The 18,030-nt window shown below is 45.7% G+C and carries 16 protein-coding genes; 13 read left to right on the forward strand and 3 right to left on the reverse strand.

The features are described 5' to 3' along the window. The first annotated feature begins 87 nt into the window (after window positions 1–87). The 3 genes from Q1V85_RS15915 to Q1V85_RS15925 are packed head-to-tail and all read left to right on the forward strand — an operon-like array spanning window position 88 to window position 3,600. The gene (locus tag Q1V85_RS15915; RefSeq protein WP_300601472.1) at window positions 88–2,250 is read left to right on the forward strand and encodes an ATP-binding protein; all 2,163 of its coding nucleotides are present in this window, start codon (window positions 88–90) and stop codon (window positions 2,248–2,250) included. Between the two features lie 12 nt (window positions 2,251–2,262). Next, window positions 2,263–2,682, forward strand: a complete 420-nt coding sequence (locus Q1V85_RS15920) for a hypothetical protein (protein ID WP_300601473.1) — start codon at window positions 2,263–2,265, stop codon at window positions 2,680–2,682. A 6-nt stretch (window positions 2,683–2,688) separates the two neighbouring features. Continuing rightward, the gene (locus tag Q1V85_RS15925) at window positions 2,689–3,600 is read left to right on the forward strand and encodes a hypothetical protein (protein ID WP_300601474.1); all 912 of its coding nucleotides are present in this window, start codon (window positions 2,689–2,691) and stop codon (window positions 3,598–3,600) included. 13 nt (window positions 3,601–3,613) lie between these two features. Here Q1V85_RS15925 and hemH read toward each other — a convergent pair whose 3' ends face one another. After that, window positions 3,614–4,639 carry a ferrochelatase gene (hemH, locus tag Q1V85_RS15930; protein WP_300601475.1) on the reverse strand — a complete coding sequence of 342 codons (1,026 nt, stop codon included), beginning with the start codon at window positions 4,637–4,639 and terminating at the stop codon, window positions 3,614–3,616. Window positions 4,640–5,018: 379 nt separating this feature from the next. On the opposite strand from hemH, the gene hemA reads away from it, so the two are divergent. The 10 genes from hemA to Q1V85_RS15980 all read left to right on the forward strand — a co-directional run bounded on the left by hemA (window position 5,019) and on the right by Q1V85_RS15980 (window position 15,991). Continuing rightward, window positions 5,019–6,269: a glutamyl-tRNA reductase gene (hemA, locus tag Q1V85_RS15935; protein WP_300601476.1), complete on the forward strand. Its 1,251-nt coding sequence runs from the start codon at window positions 5,019–5,021 to the stop codon at window positions 6,267–6,269. A 13-nt stretch (window positions 6,270–6,282) separates the two neighbouring features. Beyond that, window positions 6,283–7,278, forward strand: a complete 996-nt coding sequence (locus tag Q1V85_RS15940) for a hydroxymethylbilane synthase (RefSeq protein ID WP_300601477.1) — start codon at window positions 6,283–6,285, stop codon at window positions 7,276–7,278. Then, window positions 7,268–7,957 carry a uroporphyrinogen-III synthase gene (locus tag Q1V85_RS15945; RefSeq protein WP_300601478.1) on the forward strand — a complete coding sequence of 230 codons (690 nt, stop codon included), beginning with the start codon at window positions 7,268–7,270 and terminating at the stop codon, window positions 7,955–7,957. The genes Q1V85_RS15940 and Q1V85_RS15945 overlap by 11 nt, the downstream gene beginning before the upstream one ends. 25 nt (window positions 7,958–7,982) lie before the next feature. Then, complete coding sequence (hemE, locus tag Q1V85_RS15950) at window positions 7,983–9,017, forward strand: uroporphyrinogen decarboxylase (protein WP_300601479.1); 1,035 nt, start codon at window positions 7,983–7,985, stop codon at window positions 9,015–9,017. A 20-nt stretch (window positions 9,018–9,037) separates the two neighbouring features. Further along, window positions 9,038–10,915 (forward strand): M1 family metallopeptidase, encoded by a 1,878-nt coding sequence (locus Q1V85_RS15955; RefSeq protein ID WP_300601480.1) that lies wholly within the window; start codon window positions 9,038–9,040, stop codon window positions 10,913–10,915. Window positions 10,916–10,994: 79 nt separating this feature from the next. Continuing rightward, complete coding sequence (gene hemF / locus Q1V85_RS15960; protein WP_300601482.1) at window positions 10,995–11,954, forward strand: oxygen-dependent coproporphyrinogen oxidase; 960 nt, start codon at window positions 10,995–10,997, stop codon at window positions 11,952–11,954. A gap of 153 nt (window positions 11,955–12,107) precedes the next feature. Continuing rightward, window positions 12,108–13,091 (forward strand): porphobilinogen synthase, encoded by a 984-nt coding sequence (hemB, locus tag Q1V85_RS15965; RefSeq protein ID WP_300601483.1) that lies wholly within the window; start codon window positions 12,108–12,110, stop codon window positions 13,089–13,091. 4 nt (window positions 13,092–13,095) lie between these two features. Continuing rightward, window positions 13,096–13,623, forward strand: a complete 528-nt coding sequence (locus Q1V85_RS15970; protein ID WP_300601484.1) for an STM3941 family protein — start codon at window positions 13,096–13,098, stop codon at window positions 13,621–13,623. Between the two features lie 120 nt (window positions 13,624–13,743). Continuing rightward, window positions 13,744–15,045, forward strand: coding sequence for an MFS transporter (locus Q1V85_RS15975; protein ID WP_300601485.1), 1,302 nt, complete (start codon window positions 13,744–13,746; stop codon window positions 15,043–15,045). Between the two features lie 85 nt (window positions 15,046–15,130). Further along, a complete protein-coding gene (locus Q1V85_RS15980) occupies window positions 15,131–15,991 on the forward strand; it encodes an MBL fold metallo-hydrolase (protein WP_300601486.1) in 861 nt (286 codons plus the stop codon). 199 nt (window positions 15,992–16,190) lie between these two features. Here Q1V85_RS15980 and Q1V85_RS15985 read toward each other — a convergent pair whose 3' ends face one another. Together Q1V85_RS15985 and Q1V85_RS15990 are read right to left on the reverse strand one after the other, a co-directional pair. Next, window positions 16,191–17,018, reverse strand: a complete 828-nt coding sequence (locus tag Q1V85_RS15985; protein WP_300601487.1) for a DUF3108 domain-containing protein — start codon at window positions 17,016–17,018, stop codon at window positions 16,191–16,193. Continuing rightward, on the reverse strand, window positions 17,005–18,006 hold the full coding sequence (locus tag Q1V85_RS15990; RefSeq protein ID WP_300601489.1) for a lysylphosphatidylglycerol synthase domain-containing protein: 1,002 nt from the start codon (window positions 18,004–18,006) through the stop codon (window positions 17,005–17,007). The genes Q1V85_RS15985 and Q1V85_RS15990 overlap by 14 nt, the downstream gene beginning before the upstream one ends. Between the last annotated feature and the right edge of the window lie 24 nt (window positions 18,007–18,030).

Raw genomic sequence — 18,030 nt, forward strand, 5'->3', positions numbered from 1 at the left:
GGAAGAACAGGCATCACGGGTTGATGCAGCACCATGGGACCTTTTGTAAAATCAGTGCCCGGCACTTAATTAATATTATATGTAATTATGCAAAAAAGAAACTATAACTATTTTTTGCTTATTTTCTTTGCTTTTTTACTCGTTGCTAGCATCATTTTCACGCAAACACTTACCGACAAAGCTACACAGGCGTTGCAGAAGGGAAACGTAGAGGCTGTTGAAACCTTTAAGACCAATAATGAAATGCAACACCTGGTAAACATGTCGTTTACCCTTCAATCCCGGTTCAGTCTGATGAATGCGAATACCCAGGCAAATGCATTTGATGTACTGGGTGATTCGCTCACGTTGTTTGGATACAATGCAAATATTCTCAACGAAGCTATTGGCCGGAAAGGACATATACCCAATTTGAAGAGTTTGATGGACGCCGTTAATGCCCAGCTGAATCTTTCTTATGCGGTTTTAGATGCCCGGCAACAGAGCGACACCCGTTTACTTGGCAGCCTGACAGATTCCCTCCGGAAATCCAAACCGGCAGAAGATGTATACCGCTATGGAGTACTGGTTGAAAAATTCCTGGAAAACCAGTTACAGCATACCCTGGTTAAAAATTCAACACATGCCAGCCAGCTTTCAGTATACAACCGGATATTGTCCATAGCAGCTGTAATTGCCGTACTGATCTTTACCACCATTATTGTAATCCGCCAGTGGCAACAGCTGGTACTTATAAAAGAGCTGAGCCTGGCACGGGAAGCTGCCGTCAAAAGCAAAAATGCCAAGGACGAATTCCTGGCCAATATGAGTCATGAGCTACGGACGCCTTTAAACTCGCTGATCGGTTTTGGAAACCTGTTATCGGATACAGCCCTTAACCATACTCAGAAGGAATACACGAATACCATCATCTCAAACGGGTACAATCTTTTGCATATTGTAAATGATATACTGGATTTTTCTTCCATTGAAGCGGGAAAGCTTCGCATCAAGCGCATTCCTTTTAATCTTCCGGAGTTGTTTGAAGATTTGAAGCGTATGTTTTCGGCGTTGGTCAATGAAAAAAAGCTGACCTATCACTGGGATATCGATCCGCAAACACCACCGTTTATAAAAGGAGATCCGGAACGGCTGAAGCAGGTACTGGTTAACCTGATCAACAACGCCATTAAATTTACATCTTATGGCGGGGTTCATATTCACGTGGGGGTATTACCCTATGAAAACGCCGATGTTCATAAACTGGTGTTTAGCGTAAAGGACACGGGGGAGGGCATTCCAAAGGAAAAGGTAGACCTGATTTTTGACCGCTTTGAACAGTTGGAGCAAATGACCACCCGCCAGCATGGAGGTACCGGCCTGGGATTAAGTATTGTAAAAAGCCTGGTTGAAAATATGGGAGGATCGGTTTCGGTAAACAGCGAAATCGGCCTTGGATCCAAGTTCTCATTTACGGCTATTTTTGAAAAAGTGGCGGATGCCCCGGTTGTAATCAGTAAAAAAGTAGGTAAGCCAACCGCCGATTTTTCGGGTCATACCGCATTAGTAGTAGAGGACAATGCCGCCAACCGGGTGCTGCTTAAGCACCTTCTAAGTAAATACCAGCTCAATATAGAGGTGGCCGAAAATGGCCTGGAAGCCCTGGAACGGATACAGGCGCAGCACTATGACCTGATCCTGATGGACATTCAGATGCCACATATGAATGGCTACAAGGCAATATCCATCATTCGTGAAGAGTTGCACATCAACACACCCGCTATTGCGATGACGGCCTACGTTATGGAAAATGAAATCAAGCGGTGCTTTGCTGCGGGATTTAATGACTATATATCAAAACCCATTGAGGAATCCGATATCATCAGTAAAATTTTAAAATGGATGCCGCTCCGGTCCGGTGGCGTCCAACCGGCATCTGTTGCGGATATCACAACCGGGTTGGAATTTTTCAGGGAACTGGTAGGAGGTGATGAAGCAGTGATGAATGAATTGCTGTTGGAAATACGGAAACAATGGATCCTTGATAAAGAGGCGCTGCGCGCATCTGCGGCAACCGGTGATGCCCGGGAAGCGGCGCGCATCCTGCATCGCATAAAGTCTACATTTTCAGCATTTGGTCCCAACCATCCGATCCTTGAATTGTTAAGGAAGCATACAATCACTTCAGAGGGCGGTGCCGAAACAATGGTTAAGGATTGTGAGATGCTGATTCAACAGATAGATACAGCCGGATCCGTGCTTATATTATAAAAATGACCCAATGTGATGGTACTTCAACAACGCATAAAAGACACTTTAAAACAGGAACGCCCGCATAAAACCATCTGGTTGATGCTTGTGGGGTTGTGGGTAATTTCACTTGCACTGATTCTTGGGCTGGTGGCAAACTGGCGCATTCAGGATGATCCGGAACATAGTGCAGATATGTACCGGCAGCCTTCTTTAGATGAAATGCTATTGTCGTTCAGTGAACTAAAGCTAGGCAACAACACTACACTGATCAATTTACAATTAAAAGAAATTGCCCAGATCTCCCAGAAAAAAGCCAACGCAGATACAACCAACAAAGAAATAATAGCTGATTACCGAAAGAAAATTTATGACCGGATGCTGGAAGAAAAAATAAAGACCCGGCAGCCCGTCAAACAAGATGGCTTTACGATTAAGCCGGTACCTCAATAATTGACTATGAAGTTTTATCCTTTTGTCTTCACCATGCTGATACTGTTGTCCTGTGGTTCACAAAAACAGCTGACAACCGCCAGAGCCACCAATGAAAAAGCCAAGAAGATGGTAAACGCAGAATCCGTTAAACTGGATTCTATAAAAAAAATACTCGATGTTAAAGCTGGTAACCATACCATCGACAGTGTTTTAAACAATGATGTTCAGCAGATCCTGGATAAACTCAATGGCCGGTTGAACAGCGTTCAGGAACTGGCGCTAATTATGGACGCAGCCACCAAAAGCAGGGCCTCGTTTAAGAAAGGGATCAATTTCTCTGATATCCTGGCAAAACTCATTGTACTGGATTCCTTTAATACATCGCAAAAACGGCGCGAAGAGGTGTACAGCATGTTGCGTGAATCGGTAAGCACTGCTAAATACCAGATGTTTCATTATGCGGCGTTCTTTGATCCGGGTGTATACCGGATCCCGGAGTCGGCCATGCCGTCTATACGTGAGTATTTTACACCGGTCATCGACTCCTTATCTTATCTTTCAAATAAGTATGCCGGCATTGCACGCGAAGCGCGGATCGTATTTGTAGGCTATTCAGATTCTACGCCGGTGGCCCGCAACGGACAACTTTATAAAGAACTGACAACGATCCTGGGCAATGGCAATCCATCTCAAAAGCTGATGAACCAGTTATTATCGGATTTGCGTGCAAAGGAAATGGTACGCAATATGAAAATAGTGCTGGGAAGCAATACCGAAAAGTTCAAAAATTTTAATACGCTTAAAATTGGATATGTGGCCTATGGAAAAGGAGAAGAGTATCCTTCACCACGGATCGCCGATTATAAATCCACCGACGAGCGCAGGCGTATTGTACTCAGCTATTGGACGGTACTTCCTCAACTGGAAGGCCTGTAAGGTTGTTAACTCCTTACTGGGCCTGGGTTTCTTCCACTAATTGCAGTACCGTATCCACCCAAAGTTCGTTGGTATTCATACAGGGAATATAGGTATAACGTTCTCCCCCGTTTTCGATAAATTCTTCCTTTCCGCGCATTTCAATTTCCTCAAGGGTTTCCAGGCAGTCGCTAACAAATGAGGGACATACCACTACCAGTTTTTTGATCTGCTCTTTCGGCAGTTCCGGTAAACGTACCTGTGTATTGGGCAGCAGCCAGGGATCGCGTCCCAGGCGGCTTTGATAACTTTGCTGCCACTGATCTTTACGCAATCCCAGCTTTTTTGCCACCAGCTCGCTGGTAATGGTAACCTGGTGCCGGTAACAGGTAGGATGGGAAGGGCTCGATTTGAAGCAGCAGTTCTCTACCTGCATACAATGCTTTTTAGTAGGATCACTTTTCAGTACATGATGCTCTGGTATACCATGATAACTGAACAACAACTGATCAAAATCGTCCTGCAGGTAAGGCCGCATGCTTTCGGCCAATGCATTGATATAGGAAGGATGTTTATAAAACGGTGGAACCACTTTCAGTTTAAATGCATAGTTGTTTTTTCTATGGGCCTCTTTCATATGTTCCACGGCTGTTTCAAAACTGCTCATGGCATAGTGTGGGTACAAAGGAACCAGGATCACATCTTCTACATCCGGCATGCGCTTCAGCAATGCATCATAGGCAGCCTCCGGTGTGGGGTTGCCATAACGCATAGAGAGTTCAACAGGGAGATCCGTCTTTTTCTGAACGGCTTCCTGCAATTGTTTCGATAATACAATAAGTGGGGAGCCTTCCTTCCACCAGATGGTTTTATAGGCTTCTGCCGACTTTGGTGCCCGGAACGGAACAATGATACCCTTGATGAGCAGGAATCGCAACAACCAGGGCTTATCAATCACCCGCTTATCCATCAAAAACTCATCCAGATACCGCTTTACATCTTTTACCGCCGTTGAATCCGGTGAACCCAGATTCATTAATATGATTCCTGTTTTACGCATTTTTTTGTTGTATAAAATTTGTACTCCTGTTTACAACAGTTATTTTCGGGGAGTACATAACATTTTTATCATCTGCCTTTTACCGCTGAATAAAGCGTCCGCCGAAGTGTTGCATCGCTGTACGATCACTGCTCCACATAACCTCCGCTTCACCTGATCACTTCGATTTATATAAAAATTGTTGTACACACTTGTGCGGACCGGGTTTTACACCGGTGGTACAAACGTATAACAACCGGCAAAGATACAGGTTACAGCAAGACAAATCATACGGTCTGTAGTAATGAAAAATCATGATAAAAATCATGTTTTTTTTAAGGCCCGGTGACAAAAGTATGACGATACTACCACTTATCCTTTATACATTTGCGCCTGAATTATGTCGTTAGAAGAATTTCATATTTCAAAGCAGGTTTTAGATCGTTTTTGCATTGCGGGCATCAACTATCATAAAGCAGATGCAGCAACCAGAGGACTGTTTTCCATTACAAATGAGGCATTTGTCACATTGGGAAAAAGTGCAAAGGCGGCAGGGCTGAAAAGCGTCTTTGTAGTATCTACCTGCAACCGGACGGAGATCTATGGATTTGCAGAATCAGTAATGCAGCTGGTGGAGCTGCTGGTGCCCCATACTAATGGTGATAAAGCGGCTTTTTATGAATGCGGCTATTTTAAAAATGGAGAAGAAGCACTGCAGCACCTGTTTAATGTAGCTGCCGGGCTCGACTCGCAGATACTGGGTGACTATGAGATACTGGGGCAGTTGAAAAGAGCGGTGGATACAGCGCGCAGCCAACAGCTGATTGGCCCTGTTATGGACCGGATGCTGAATTTTGCATTCCAGGCTTCCAAAAAAATAAAAACAGAAACCAATCTCAGCGATGGAACTGTTTCTGTTTCATTTGCCGCAATTGAATTGCTGCAGAATATAAAAGAGATCGCGCAAAAGAACGTGCTGATCATCGGCGCCGGGAAATTTGGAGTAAATGTTTGCAAAAATCTGAATACCTATTTGCCCCATACCTCCGTTACAATTATGAACCGTACGGATGCGGTGGCGCGGCAGATCGCTGCTGATCATGGGATCAAGTTTGCTTCATATGCGGATAAAGCCACTGCCATCCACGCATCCGATATTGTAATTGTATGTACCAATGCCGGCGAGCCCATGGTGGTACCGGAACATGTTGCACCAGGCACCAGGAAATTATTCCTGGATCTGTCCGTACCGGTAAATGTACATCCGGCCATAAGAAAAATGGAACAGGTTACGGTCATTGATGTGGATGAGATCTCCAATACCATTCTGGACAAAACGCTGGCAAAACGCAAAGCGGAAGTGCCCAGGGCGCTCACCATGATTGAGTATTTCAAAAAGGAATTTCTGAGCTGGTTAAGAGATCACCATTATGCCCTGCACCTGAAAACCTGGAAGGACAAACTACGTGAAATTGATTTAATGCAAACCGGTGTTTGCGAATTTTATAAGGATAAAGAACTAATCAGTGAAACAGAGCGGGTAATGCGCGCCCAAAAGGCGGTAAAGCAGCTGGCGGTAAACCTCAAAGTGCGGCACGACAAAGGCTGCCAGTTTATCAGCAGCATCAACGATTACCTGCAGCTTCTCTGACCCCGGATATTTTATGATGATCCGTATTGGTACCCGAGACAGTCAGCTGGCCGTTTGGCAGGCCACACAGGTAAAAAATCTCCTGGAAAGTTTAGGCACCCCCGCGCAGCTGGAGCTGGTTAAAAGCGAGGGAGATCTTGACCTGGTAACCCCTCTTTATTCCATGGGGGTACAGGGCGTTTTTACAAGAGTATTAGATACAGCGTTGCTCAATAACAGGATTGATGTGGCAGTACACAGCATGAAAGATGTGCCGGTGCAATTGCCCGAAGGCATTGTGGAAGCCGCTGTTCTGGAACGTGCTTCCTATAGGGATATTTTGGTATTAAATCCCAACTGGCAGGCGCCGGATAACAGCTTTCAGCTTTCAGATCTCAGCTTTCAGATCTCAAATCCGGAACCTGGAACTTCCCCCGAAGCTTCAGGACTGAAACCTGAAACATTTCCCCTGACCATCGCCACCAGCAGTGTGCGTCGTAAGGCCCAGTGGCTGAACCGGTTCCCGGGTCATACCATCGAAAATATCCGCGGAAATGTAAATACAAGGTTGCGCAAACTTTCCGAAAGTAATTGGTTCGGAGCCATCTTTGCCGCAGCAGGTCTGGAACGCATTGGGCTTAAGCCCGATAATAGCATCGATCTTAACTGGATGTTGCCGGCTCCTGCGCAGGGCGCCATTATGATCACCGCCCGGAAAGGAGATCTTGCGGTACTGCGTGCCTGTAGCCGCATCAATCATACTGAAACCGCATACTGTGTAAAAGCCGAAAGAGATTTTTTAAGCGCACTCATGGGAGGCTGTGCTACGCCCATCAGCGCGCTGGCAACCGTTCATCAAAACAACCTGCATTTCAGGGGAAGTATTGTTTCACCCGAAGGGGCCGAAAAGATTGAGGTGGATGAAGTATATGCGATCAATTCAACCGTAGCGGCTGGAAAAGCTGCGGCAACAAAGATCCTTGAAAAAGGTGCCCGCCCGTTAATTGCGAAGATGAACAATGAGCAATAAACCGCTTCATATTTTAAGTACAAAGCTATTGGATGAGGTGCTCATCCGGCAGGCAGGAACCCGGGTACAGCTCGATTGCAGCTCCTTTCTGCAAACGCAGCCGGTAGCTCCGGAACAGGTTGCGATGTTGATGGCCGATGTTTCGCTTTCGGAGCAAACCGTAATTTTTACCAGCGCCAATGCGGTAAAAGCAGTGGCGGCGGCACTTACAGACAGCCCGGAATGGAAGGTGTTTTGTATTGAAGCCGCTACCCGTAAAAAAGTACAGGAGTTATTTCCCGGAACAACAATCGCGGCGTCTGCTCCCAATGGAGCACAGCTGGTTAAAAAGATCATTGAACAGGCTCCGGACCAGGTCGTTTTTTTTTGCGGAAACCTGCGCCTGGATACCATTCCGGATGGATTAAAAAAGAACGGCATCCCTTGCAGGGAGAAAATAGTCTATGAAACCATAAAAACGCCTGTGCCAATTAACCGGCACTATGACGGAATTCTCTTTTATAGCCCGAGCGGAGTAGAAAGTTTTTTTTCTTTAAATGAGATCAACCCGGCAACAAGGGCATTTTCTATCGGCCCTTCCACAACCAGGGCCTTAAAAGAATATACGTCAAACATTGTGGAAGCAATGCAGCCCGATGTGGAACAGATGATCAGATTGATTGCAGACCATAACTGGTAAAGTATCGATCTAAAGAATTTTAAATATGCAACAGGAAATAAAAAACGACTTGATCTTAAGAACGCTTCGCGGAGAAGCTACAGAACGTACCCCGGTTTGGATGATGCGCCAGGCAGGAAGATACCTGCCGGAATACATACAGTTAAGAGAAAAGTATTCTTTTTTTGAGCGGTGCCAGAATCCCGAACTGGCTTGCGAAATAACCCTGCAGCCGGTAGATATTGTGGGCGTGGATGCAGCCATCCTGTTTTCAGATATCCTGGTAGTGCCGCAGGCTATGGGAATGGAGGTGCAGCTGGTAGAAAAGCTGGGTCCGCTATTACCCCAGCCTATAAAAAACCAGAGCGACCTGCAGCGTATCCGGATACCGGATGTAAACGAAACATTGAATTACGTATTTGAAGCGATAAAGCTGATCAAACAGGAACTGAACGGACGCGTACCCCTGATCGGGTTTGCAGGAGCTCCCTGGACGCTGTTATGCTATATGGTTCAGGGAAAAGGCAGTAAAACCTTTGATGAAGCCAAGGCTTTTTGTTATCAGCAACCAGAAACCGCGCATGCGCTGTTGCAGATGATCACCGATACCACCATTGCATACCTGAAAGGGCAGGTGGCCGCCGGTGCGGATGTATTGCAGGTGTTTGACAGCTGGGGTGGATTATTAAGCAAGCATGATTTCGAGGAGTTTTCACTCCGCTATATCCGTCAGATTGTGGCCGCATTAAAAGAAAGCGTACCGGTGATCGTTTTTGCAAAGGGTGCATGGGGCTCGCTGGCAGAAATGGCGGCAACCGGCGCTGCCGGGTTAGGCATTGACTGGTGTATTGAGCCGCAGGTGGCCCGGAATCTTGCCGGTGATCATATTACCCTGCAAGGGAACTTTGATCCGGCAAAATTACTGGCGCCCATTTCCCGGATTGAAAAAGAAACAAAAGAAATGCTGCGCGCTTTTGGCCCGGGCCGCCATATTGCCAACCTGGGACATGGCATCCTGCCCAATGTGCCGGTAGATCATGCAAAGGCATTTGTAAATACGGTGAAAGAATTTAGATTTTAAGAGCATTAAAAATAATCGCCTTGAATAAACTACCTTTTTTAATAGCGGCTTTTGTGTTGCAATGCACGGCTGTTGCGGCACAGGAGCTTTATATGCCCCGGAACATTCAGAATGCCGTTAAAAAAGGAACCCGTACCACCAATGGTTTGCCCGGTGCAAATTACTGGCAGAACCGGGGCGTGTATGTTATAAACGCTACGGTAAATACGGCAGAGAAATCCGTTTCGGGCAGTGAAAAGATCAGCTATTCCAATAACAGTCCGGATACACTAAAATCGGTAGTGATCCGTTTTATAAATAATATTCACAAGCCGGAAGCGCCAAGGGCCGGGCAGGTGCCGGCGGATTTTTTAACCTTCGGGTTAAAGATCCTTGGGTTTGTGGTAAACGGGGAACGCTATACAATAAATAGTGATGATTGGGGAACCGCTAATCCTGTAAAACTTTATACCCCGTTATTACCCCGTTCAACTGCGGAATTCGAGATCGAATGGTCCTACCCGTTATCAAAGCTCAGCGGTCGCGAAGGTCAGATTGATCCGAATACGTTTTTCTGTGCCTATTTCTATCCGCGGATCTCGGTGTATGATGATTATAACGGGTGGGACCTGCTGCCACATACCGATGGCGGTGAGTTTTATAATGATTTTAATGATTATACCGTTTCCGTTAAAGTGCCGACCAACTATGTGGTTTGGGCAACAGGCACTCTGGAGAACGCAAAAGAAGTATTACAGCCGGCGGCGTTTAAGCGTTTCCGGGAATCGATGAACAGTAATAAAGTCATTCATGTGGCCACAGCCAAAGATATGGAACAGGGGGCGGTGACCAATTTCAGTGAATGGAATGAATGGAAATTTACAGCCAGGAATGTGACCGACTTCACCTTTGCCACCAGCAACCATTTTGTATGGGATGCAGGAAGTGTGGCCCTGGCCGATGGTAACGGGTTAAAAAGGGTAAGTGTTCAGGCGGCCTATAAGGATACCGCCGGTGATTTTAGAAATTATGTAGAGTGGACCAAATACGCCATCCGGTGGTATTCGGATAACCTGCCGGGTATAAACTATCCTTATCCGACAATGACGGCCATCCAGGGATACGCAGATATGGAATATCCCATGATGGTAAATGATGCGTCCTTAAGAGATCTGATGGATTCCCGGCTAACGGTGGATCATGAAGTGGCGCATACCTACTTCCCTTTTTATATGGGCATTAATGAAACCCGCTATGCGTTTATGGATGAAGGCTGGGCCACCACCTTCGAATACCTGATTGGTATTTCCGAGAATGGAAAACATACGGCAGACAGTGCGTTTAAAAGTTTCCGGATAAAGAACTGGATCAATAACCCTGCAACAGAAATGGATCAGCCCCTGATCACCATGTCGTCCCAGTTATCAGGAGCCGGGTACGGAAGAAATTCCTATGGAAAGGCCTCCCTTTCTTACCTGGCTTTAAAAGACCTGCTGGGCGATATGCCTTTCAAGAAAGCACTGATCAGTTATATCAATAACTGGAACGGGAAACATCCCGTGCCGTGGGATTATTTTTATTCCATCAATGCCGCCGCAAAACAGGATCTTACCTGGTTTTGGCAAAACTGGTTCTTTAGCAATAATTACATCGATCTTAAAATAAAAGAAGCCCGGCAGGGCACCCATAATACGACCATTACTCTGGAAAATACAGGCGGCTTTGCAGTACCTTTTGATGTGATCCTGAAACTGGAAAATGGAAAGGAAAAAAGCTTTCATTATACACCGGCAATCTGGAAGAATAAAGAAAAGACGGTCACGTTTTCGGTGCCCAGTAATGGCAAAATAGAGCAGGTTACCATTGACGGAGGCATTTTTATGGATGCAACTCCGGCAGACAATACTTATCGGTTATGAAATGATCCGTATAACGGATACATATTATCCGATCGATAAAGATCGTTCTGCAAAATGGGGGGTAAATAAAAATATACGGATGAAAAAAGAAGCAACAAACGCATTTCGCCAGCAGTGGATCGAATATGTATACGGTCTGCAGGATCGTATCTGCAAAGCGCTGGAAGCGGAGGATGGCCGGGCCGCTTTTAAAGAGGATAACTGGCAGCGCGGTGAAAACGGAAAGGGCGGTGGGGGGCATTCCCGCGTCATGGAAAATGGAGCCGTTTTTGAAAAAGCAGGTGTAAATGTTTCGGTGGTATATGGACATATTACTGAAAAAATGCAAAAAGTACTTTCTATTTCCCCCTCTACCCAGCGTGAGGCTGAAGGAACCTGGTTTGCCTGTGGCATCAGCCTGGTATTGCATCCCGAAAATCCGTTTGTACCTACTACCCATGCCAACTGGCGCTATTTTGAAGCCCATGACGGGGAAGGTACGGTTACCCATCGCTGGTTTGGCGGCGGTGCGGATCTGACGCCTTATTATTTGTTTGAAGAAGATGTGACCCATTTCCATTCCACGTTAAAGCATGCGATGGACCCGTTTGGATTGGAGTTGTACCCGAAATATAAGCAGCAATGCGATGAATACTTTTCCAACAAACACCGGGAAAATGAAATGCGCGGTGTTGGCGGTGTATTTTATGACCATCTCTATCTGAACAGTGAGGAGGAAGCGGCACAGCTGCTGGTCTTTCAAAAAGCCAATGGAGACGCATTCCTGGATGCCTATTTGCCCCTGGTGCAAAAAAGAAAGAACACTTCCTGGAATGCTGAAAATAAAAAATGGCAGGAGATCCGGCGGGGCCGTTATGTAGAATTTAACCTGATCCACGACCGGGGAACGATCTTCGGACTGAAAACAAACGGCCGTACAGAAAGCATTTTAATGAGTTTACCCCCTACGGTACGGTTTATCTATAACTACGAGCCGGAGCCCGGAAGCCTGGAAGATAAATTATTACAGGCCTGTAAACATCCGAGGGAATGGGTTTGAGATGTGTGATGGCTGTACAGATAAAACAAACAAAGCAAAAATTAAAAAATGATTTTTTATGCTGATTAATGATAGTGACCCCGTTGTATAAATATGAGTACGCGGCATATAAAAGATCATAAATCAGACATCATAGATCATAAATCATAAATTATGATACTACAACATAGAAACAGGATTTTAAGAAGAACCGCTGCCATCCGGGAGATGGTTGCAGAAACACAATTACGGGCGAGTGATTTTATTTTACCTGTCTTTGTTACAGAGGGTAAAGATGTGGTGGAAGCCATCAGTTCTATGCAGGGCTATTTTCGACGCTCTCTTGATAAGACCGTAGAAGAAGTAAAGGAGTTGTGGAGCCTGGGCATCCGTTCCGTATTGCTGTTTGTAAAATGCGATGATGCATTGAAAGACAACACGGGTAAGGAAAGCTGGAACCCGGATGGGCTGATGCAGCAGGCAGTAAAAGCAATAAAAGATGCGGTTCCGGAAATGGTGGTCATGACCGATGTGGCACTGGATCCTTATTCGGAATACGGACATGATGGTATTGTGGATGTAAAGAATGGCTATATCCTGAATGATGAAACGGTGGAAGCGCTTACAAAAATGAGTCTTTCACATGCAGTGGCAGGTGCCGATTTCATTGCGCCCAGCGATATGATGGACGGACGAATTGGTGCCTTTCGCAACGCGCTGGAAGAAAACGGGTTTTCCGGTGTGGGTATCATGAGCTACTCCGCAAAATATGCCAGCTGTTTTTATGGCCCTTTCCGGGATGCGTTGGACAGTGCGCCGGGTTTTGGAGATAAGAAAACCTACCAGATGAATTATGCCAACCGTACAGAGGCGATTAATGAAACGCTGAAAGATGTAGCGGAAGGAGCCGATATTGTAATGGTAAAACCCGCCATGTCCTACCTGGATATTATCCGGGAAATAAAAAATGCCGTAACAGTTCCGGTAAGTGCTTATCATGTAAGTGGTGAGTATGCCATGATTAAGGCGGCGGCAGAGCGCGGCTGGCTCGATGAAGAGAAGGCTATCCTGGAAAGCTTAACGTCTATAAAAAGAGCCGGTGCCGACCTGATCGCCACTTATTTTGCCAAAGACGCCGTTCGTTTATTACAGTCCTGATAAGATGCAAACGATAACCATACCGGTAAATAAAAAAAAGATCATACGCAACCTGGTGGGTGCGGCAGTGTTCGTATTGCTTGGGATTCTTTTTGTGATAAAGCCCTTTTTATTTATCAGAAGCGACGATCCCACAATGATCCGGATCATCGGTTATATCTGCACCGGTTTTTTTGGGGTGGCGATTATCCTGTTTGTTCAAAAGCTACAGGATAAAAAGGCCGGGTTGATCATTGATGAAGAAGGCATTACCGATAACTCGAGCGGGATCGCAGCCGGAAGGGTATTATGGAAGGATATAAAAAACATCCGGACAGAGCGGGTAACGGATCAGCCATTTATTATGCTGGAGATTAAGAATCCAGAAGCATATCTTCAGCAACAGAAAAACCCGGTTAAGAAGCGGGCCATGGAACTAAATTACCAGCTATACAAAACACCGGTAGGCATTTCAGCACAGTTTTTAAACATCGGGTTTGAAGAACTGTTGCAGTTACTGGAAAACGCATTTAAAGAGGGGCGTAACAAATAGGCTGTTTTCCCCTGGGAGTTCTTCAACCATTTTCAAATTCGCACATTTTCTCCTGCTATTTCCTGTTAACCAGGATCCGCCGATCGCTTCAAATCCCGTATTTTTATACAAACAAATTCCATGCAAACGGCTTCTAAGAAAGTGATCAACGGGTGGGCCATGTACGATTGGGCCAACTCTGTGTACAACCTGGTTATTACCACTACTTTTTTTCCGATTTATTTTTTAGCGGTTACCGGCAATAATTCCAATGATCATAAGGTACATTTCCTGGGAAGACAGTTTGTAAATTCCTCCCTGTATGATTATGTGCTGGCTGCTGCTTACCTGTTTGTAGCCATTCTTTATCCCATACTTACCTCTATTGCAGATACCCGGGGGAACAAGAAAAACTTTATGCGGTTTTTCTGTTACATGGGCGCATTGGGCTCTGCGGTGCTGTTCTTTTTTACAAGTGATACACTGGGTTTGGGCGTGGCCGCCTTTATGCTGGCGGCGATGGGCTATGTGGGCAGCCTGGTGTTTTATAATGCGTATCTGCCGGAAATAGCAGCGCCTGAAGACCAGGACCGGGTGAGCGCGCGCGGATTTTCTTATGGGTATGTAGGAAGTGTCATTATGCAATTGGTAGGTTTTTTACTCATTGTGTTGATGCCCGACAAAGGCCTGGCTACCCGGCTTACTTTTTTGCTGGTGGGTATCTGGTGGTTCGGCTTTGCACAAATCACTTTTGCCCGGCTCCCGCAATCGGCGCAACCGGCTAAGATCGGTGGCAGGGTTTTGCAGGATGGATTTATCGAAATAAAAAAAGTGTACCTGCAGGTAAAACAAATGCCGGTGCTGAAACGGTACTTGCGTGGTTTCTTTTTTTACAGCATGGGCGTACAAACGGTAATGCTGGCCGCCACGCTGTTTGGCAGCAAACTCCTGGGGCTGCCGGACGACCGGCTGATCATATCCGTTGTAATGATACAGCTGGTGGCCGTAGCCGGCGCCTGGTATATGTCCCGGCTTTCGGCCCGGTATGGAAATATCAGGGTATTGATGGGTGTGGTCATTTTTTGGATATTGATCTGTATTGCGGCATACCTTACTGCGATGGTAGCGGAAGGCGGCGGTAATGGGGAGTACCTGTTTTATGGACTGGCGGTTGCTGTGGGCCTGGTGATGGGCGGCATTCAATCGCTCAGCAGATCCACTTATGCTAAATTGATGCCCGATACAAAGGACACCGCCTCTTTTTTCAGTTATTATGACTTCACCGAAAAGCTGGCCATTGTAATTGGTATCTTTGCTTTTGGTTTTATTGAAGAACAAACCGGCAGCATGAAAAATTCGGTATTGTCTTTGATCCTTTTCTTTGCGATTGGCTTTTTCTGGCTGTACTCCGCACTGGTAAAACAACGGAAGGCGGGGAATTAGCCGTCAGCCATCAGCGATCAGTTTTCAGTTAAGTCCGTTGCTGAAGGCTATAAACTAAAAACAGTTCACTTCTCACTAAAAAAACATGAACCTATATACAATCAATTGCGGTCATTTCAAGCTGGATGGTGGTGCCATGTTTGGTGTAGTGCCTAAAAGCATCTGGAACGGGTTAAATCCTGCCGATGAAAATAATATGTGCAGCTGGGCCACCCGTAGCCTGCTGGTAGAAACGGGTAACCGGCTGGTGCTGGTAGATTGCGGTATGGGCGATAAACAGAGCGAAAAGTTCTTTGGCTATTATTACCTGCATGGAGACGACAACCTCGATAAGTCGCTGGCGCAATATGGTTTTCACCGGGATGATATTACCGATGTATTTTTAACACACCTGCATTTTGATCACTGCGGCGGTGCCATAGAAAAAGAAGGAGACCGGCTGGTGCCGGCCTTTAAGAATGCCGTTTACTGGAGCAACGAGGCGCATTGGGAATGGGCTACAAACCCCAATCCAAGAGAGAAAGCCTCCTTCCTGAAAGAGAATATCCTGCCCATACAGGAAAGTGGTCAGTTGAAATTTATCCTGGATAAGGAAGGTGATGGAAAAGACCTCGCATCAGCACCGTTCCTGGAACAGGTTGATATCCGGTTTGCGAATGGACATACGGAAGCGATGATGTTGCCCCAGGTTCAGTATAAAGGAAAGACCATCGTATTTATGGCGGATCTGCTGCCTTCCCCGGGGCATATTCCCCTGCCGTATGTAATGGCTTACGATACCCGCCCGCTAATGACCATGACCGAAAAAGAAGCGTTTTTGCAGGAAGCCGTAAACAAGGAATACATCCTGTTTTTTGAGCACGATCCGCAACAGGAATGTTGTACGCTGAAGAATACGGAAAGAGGCATCCGTCCGGATCAGTTCTTTAAGCTGAGCGAGCTATAGGAAATTTTGGAATTTGAAAATTTGAAGGTGTGGAAATTTGAAAATGAAGATTCCGTTCCTGTTCAATAATTTCACTCCTGTAAAGATTATAAGATCCGGAAATTGAGCATTTCATATCAAGCAGAAACGAAACTCAACCTGAAACTTTAAACGTGAAACCAGAAACCTGGAACTGCTCCCTGTAACTGCCGAAGCCTGATCAGCTTTTCTTGATCAGCGCCGTCATCGGGTTTTTAAGTCCTTCAAAGCTGGTCATTTCAATCTTCACCTTACCTACGATAATCGGACTTTCCACGCGGATGGGAACGCGGTTGGCATCATCGGTTACCCATACGGTCATCTTCTCCCCACCCTCAAAAATGGTTCCCTTAATGGTAAGCGGTTTGATCTTTATCGCCTTAAATTTCCCGTATTTAGTGGTGATGGTTTCTTTACCCATGTACCGGATATACATACCAAAAATCTCATTATCTAAAAACACGCTAAAGGGTACTTTATCGCCGGGTTTCAGACTGTTGTAGTCTACATTACGGGCATAAAATACAGAGCTTACCACATCATGCACGCAGGCCGGTACATTAAAAGTACCTTCATTGCTGACAGCGGTATTGGCCGATTTAATAAAGCTGACCTTCTGATATTTTTTATAGCCCCCTTCATTGATATTGCGCACAAATTGCAGCGGCTGAAAGGTTTCCACATCTACATACGTTTCGTAGGTGTCGTAAGCCTTATACGCCCATTCGTAAGAGGAAAGTGTGCGTCCGGTTCCCGTAATATGGTATACGGAGCGGCCGTTCAGCCTTTCCATGGTCGTAAAAAAAGATCCCGAACCTGCCGGTACAAAGGCTCCGGCCACACTATAGCCCACTGTAAATCCCACTTTTTCACCAGCCTGGAAGGCCGTATTGGGGATCGAACATGCCGGCGCAGCGAAAACCTCCGGGGCTGCGGGAGCAACCGCCTTTTTATTGCCATCTGCAACCAACATAAAGAACGGAACCAGAAATAAACTAAGCGTTTTCATTTTTGCTTTTAAATATGCTTTTAATACCCAATACCAGCACACTTCCGATGAGTGCGGGTATAACCAGGTTAATTAACCAAATGCTTGCCGAAGTTAAGCTAATACCCAATTGATTAGCGTTAAATAATCCTAATATTGTCAGGCTCAGGCTCCCCCTTACACTCAGATCTGTAAAAAGTGCAATGGTGGGAATAATGGCCAGGATCAGAAACAATACACTTACGCCCGTCCAGGCCTGCCAAAAAGAAACCGTTACTTCAAATAACTGAAATAATAAGAAATATTGCAATATAAAAATAAAAAACCGTGTTACAGATAAAGACAATAATCGGAGCAGTACCGTTGCATTAAAATGTTCCAGGGCTTCTATGGACCATGAAAATTTTTTCCCCGAGGGTATGCGGCTGATCCATTTGGCCATCCAGGAAATGCGGAAGTAAAAAAGCAGCAGCAGCACCGCGCAGAATGCCACAATATAAAAAAGGGCATCAAACCACAAAACTGAAATGATCCCGGCGGTAACGATCGGTTCTTTTAAGAAATAAAGGGAAAAGAGCCCCATCCATATGGTAACAAGCAACTGGCTGAGGTTGCTTACCACCGTAAGCGTTGCAGCCTTAATACGCTTACCCTCATCTATATAAAGGATCCGTCCCACGTAATCGCCAATACTATTGGGAGTAGAAACGGAAAATGATACACCCGACAAGGTAGCTTTCAGCGCACGTAAAAAAGACAGATGCTGCACACTTTTAATCGCAATGCGCCATTTACAGGCTTCCACCGTCCAGTTAACGGCCATTAAAATGATTACGGCCACCAGGTACAGGATCTTTGAGCTGGTAAGAGAGGCCCTGATCTGCGCCCAGGATTCGCTTAACCCTTCCTGCAGGCTCACCTGGTTATAAATAGACCAGCACAGCCAGATAAACAGCAGCGGCCCTAGGAAATAATTGAAGAATATTTTGATATTTTTGTTGATCTTCATGAATCCTGGTAAAAATAGCATCCC

Source organism: Niabella sp., from assembly GCF_030150205.1.
GTDB lineage: Bacteria > Bacteroidota > Bacteroidia > Chitinophagales > Chitinophagaceae > Niabella.

Bases quoted from the DNA above. Each gene is read 5' to 3' on its own strand.
- Q1V85_RS15970 (WP_300601484.1), top strand. From the start codon at position 13,096: ATGCAAACGATAACCATACCGGTAAATAAAAAAAAGATCATACGCAAC.
- hemA (WP_300601476.1), top strand. From the start codon at position 5,019: ATGTCGTTAGAAGAATTTCATATTTCAAAGCAGGTTTTAGATCGTTTT.
- Q1V85_RS15985 (WP_300601487.1), bottom strand. From the start codon at position 17,018: ATGAAAACGCTTAGTTTATTTCTGGTTCCGTTCTTTATGTTGGTTGCA.
- Q1V85_RS15925 (WP_300601474.1), top strand. From the start codon at position 2,689: ATGAAGTTTTATCCTTTTGTCTTCACCATGCTGATACTGTTGTCCTGT.
- Q1V85_RS15975 (WP_300601485.1), top strand. From the start codon at position 13,744: ATGCAAACGGCTTCTAAGAAAGTGATCAACGGGTGGGCCATGTACGAT.
- hemB (WP_300601483.1), top strand. From the start codon at position 12,108: ATGATACTACAACATAGAAACAGGATTTTAAGAAGAACCGCTGCCATC.
- hemF (WP_300601482.1), top strand. From the start codon at position 10,995: ATGAAAAAAGAAGCAACAAACGCATTTCGCCAGCAGTGGATCGAATAT.
- Q1V85_RS15980 (WP_300601486.1), top strand. From the start codon at position 15,131: ATGAACCTATATACAATCAATTGCGGTCATTTCAAGCTGGATGGTGGT.
- Q1V85_RS15940 (WP_300601477.1), top strand. From the start codon at position 6,283: ATGATGATCCGTATTGGTACCCGAGACAGTCAGCTGGCCGTTTGGCAG.
- Q1V85_RS15915 (WP_300601472.1), top strand. From the start codon at position 88: ATGCAAAAAAGAAACTATAACTATTTTTTGCTTATTTTCTTTGCTTTT.
- Q1V85_RS15945 (WP_300601478.1), top strand. From the start codon at position 7,268: ATGAGCAATAAACCGCTTCATATTTTAAGTACAAAGCTATTGGATGAG.
- Q1V85_RS15990 (WP_300601489.1), bottom strand. From the start codon at position 18,006: ATGAAGATCAACAAAAATATCAAAATATTCTTCAATTATTTCCTAGGG.
- hemE (WP_300601479.1), top strand. From the start codon at position 7,983: ATGCAACAGGAAATAAAAAACGACTTGATCTTAAGAACGCTTCGCGGA.
- hemH (WP_300601475.1), bottom strand. From the start codon at position 4,639: ATGCGTAAAACAGGAATCATATTAATGAATCTGGGTTCACCGGATTCA.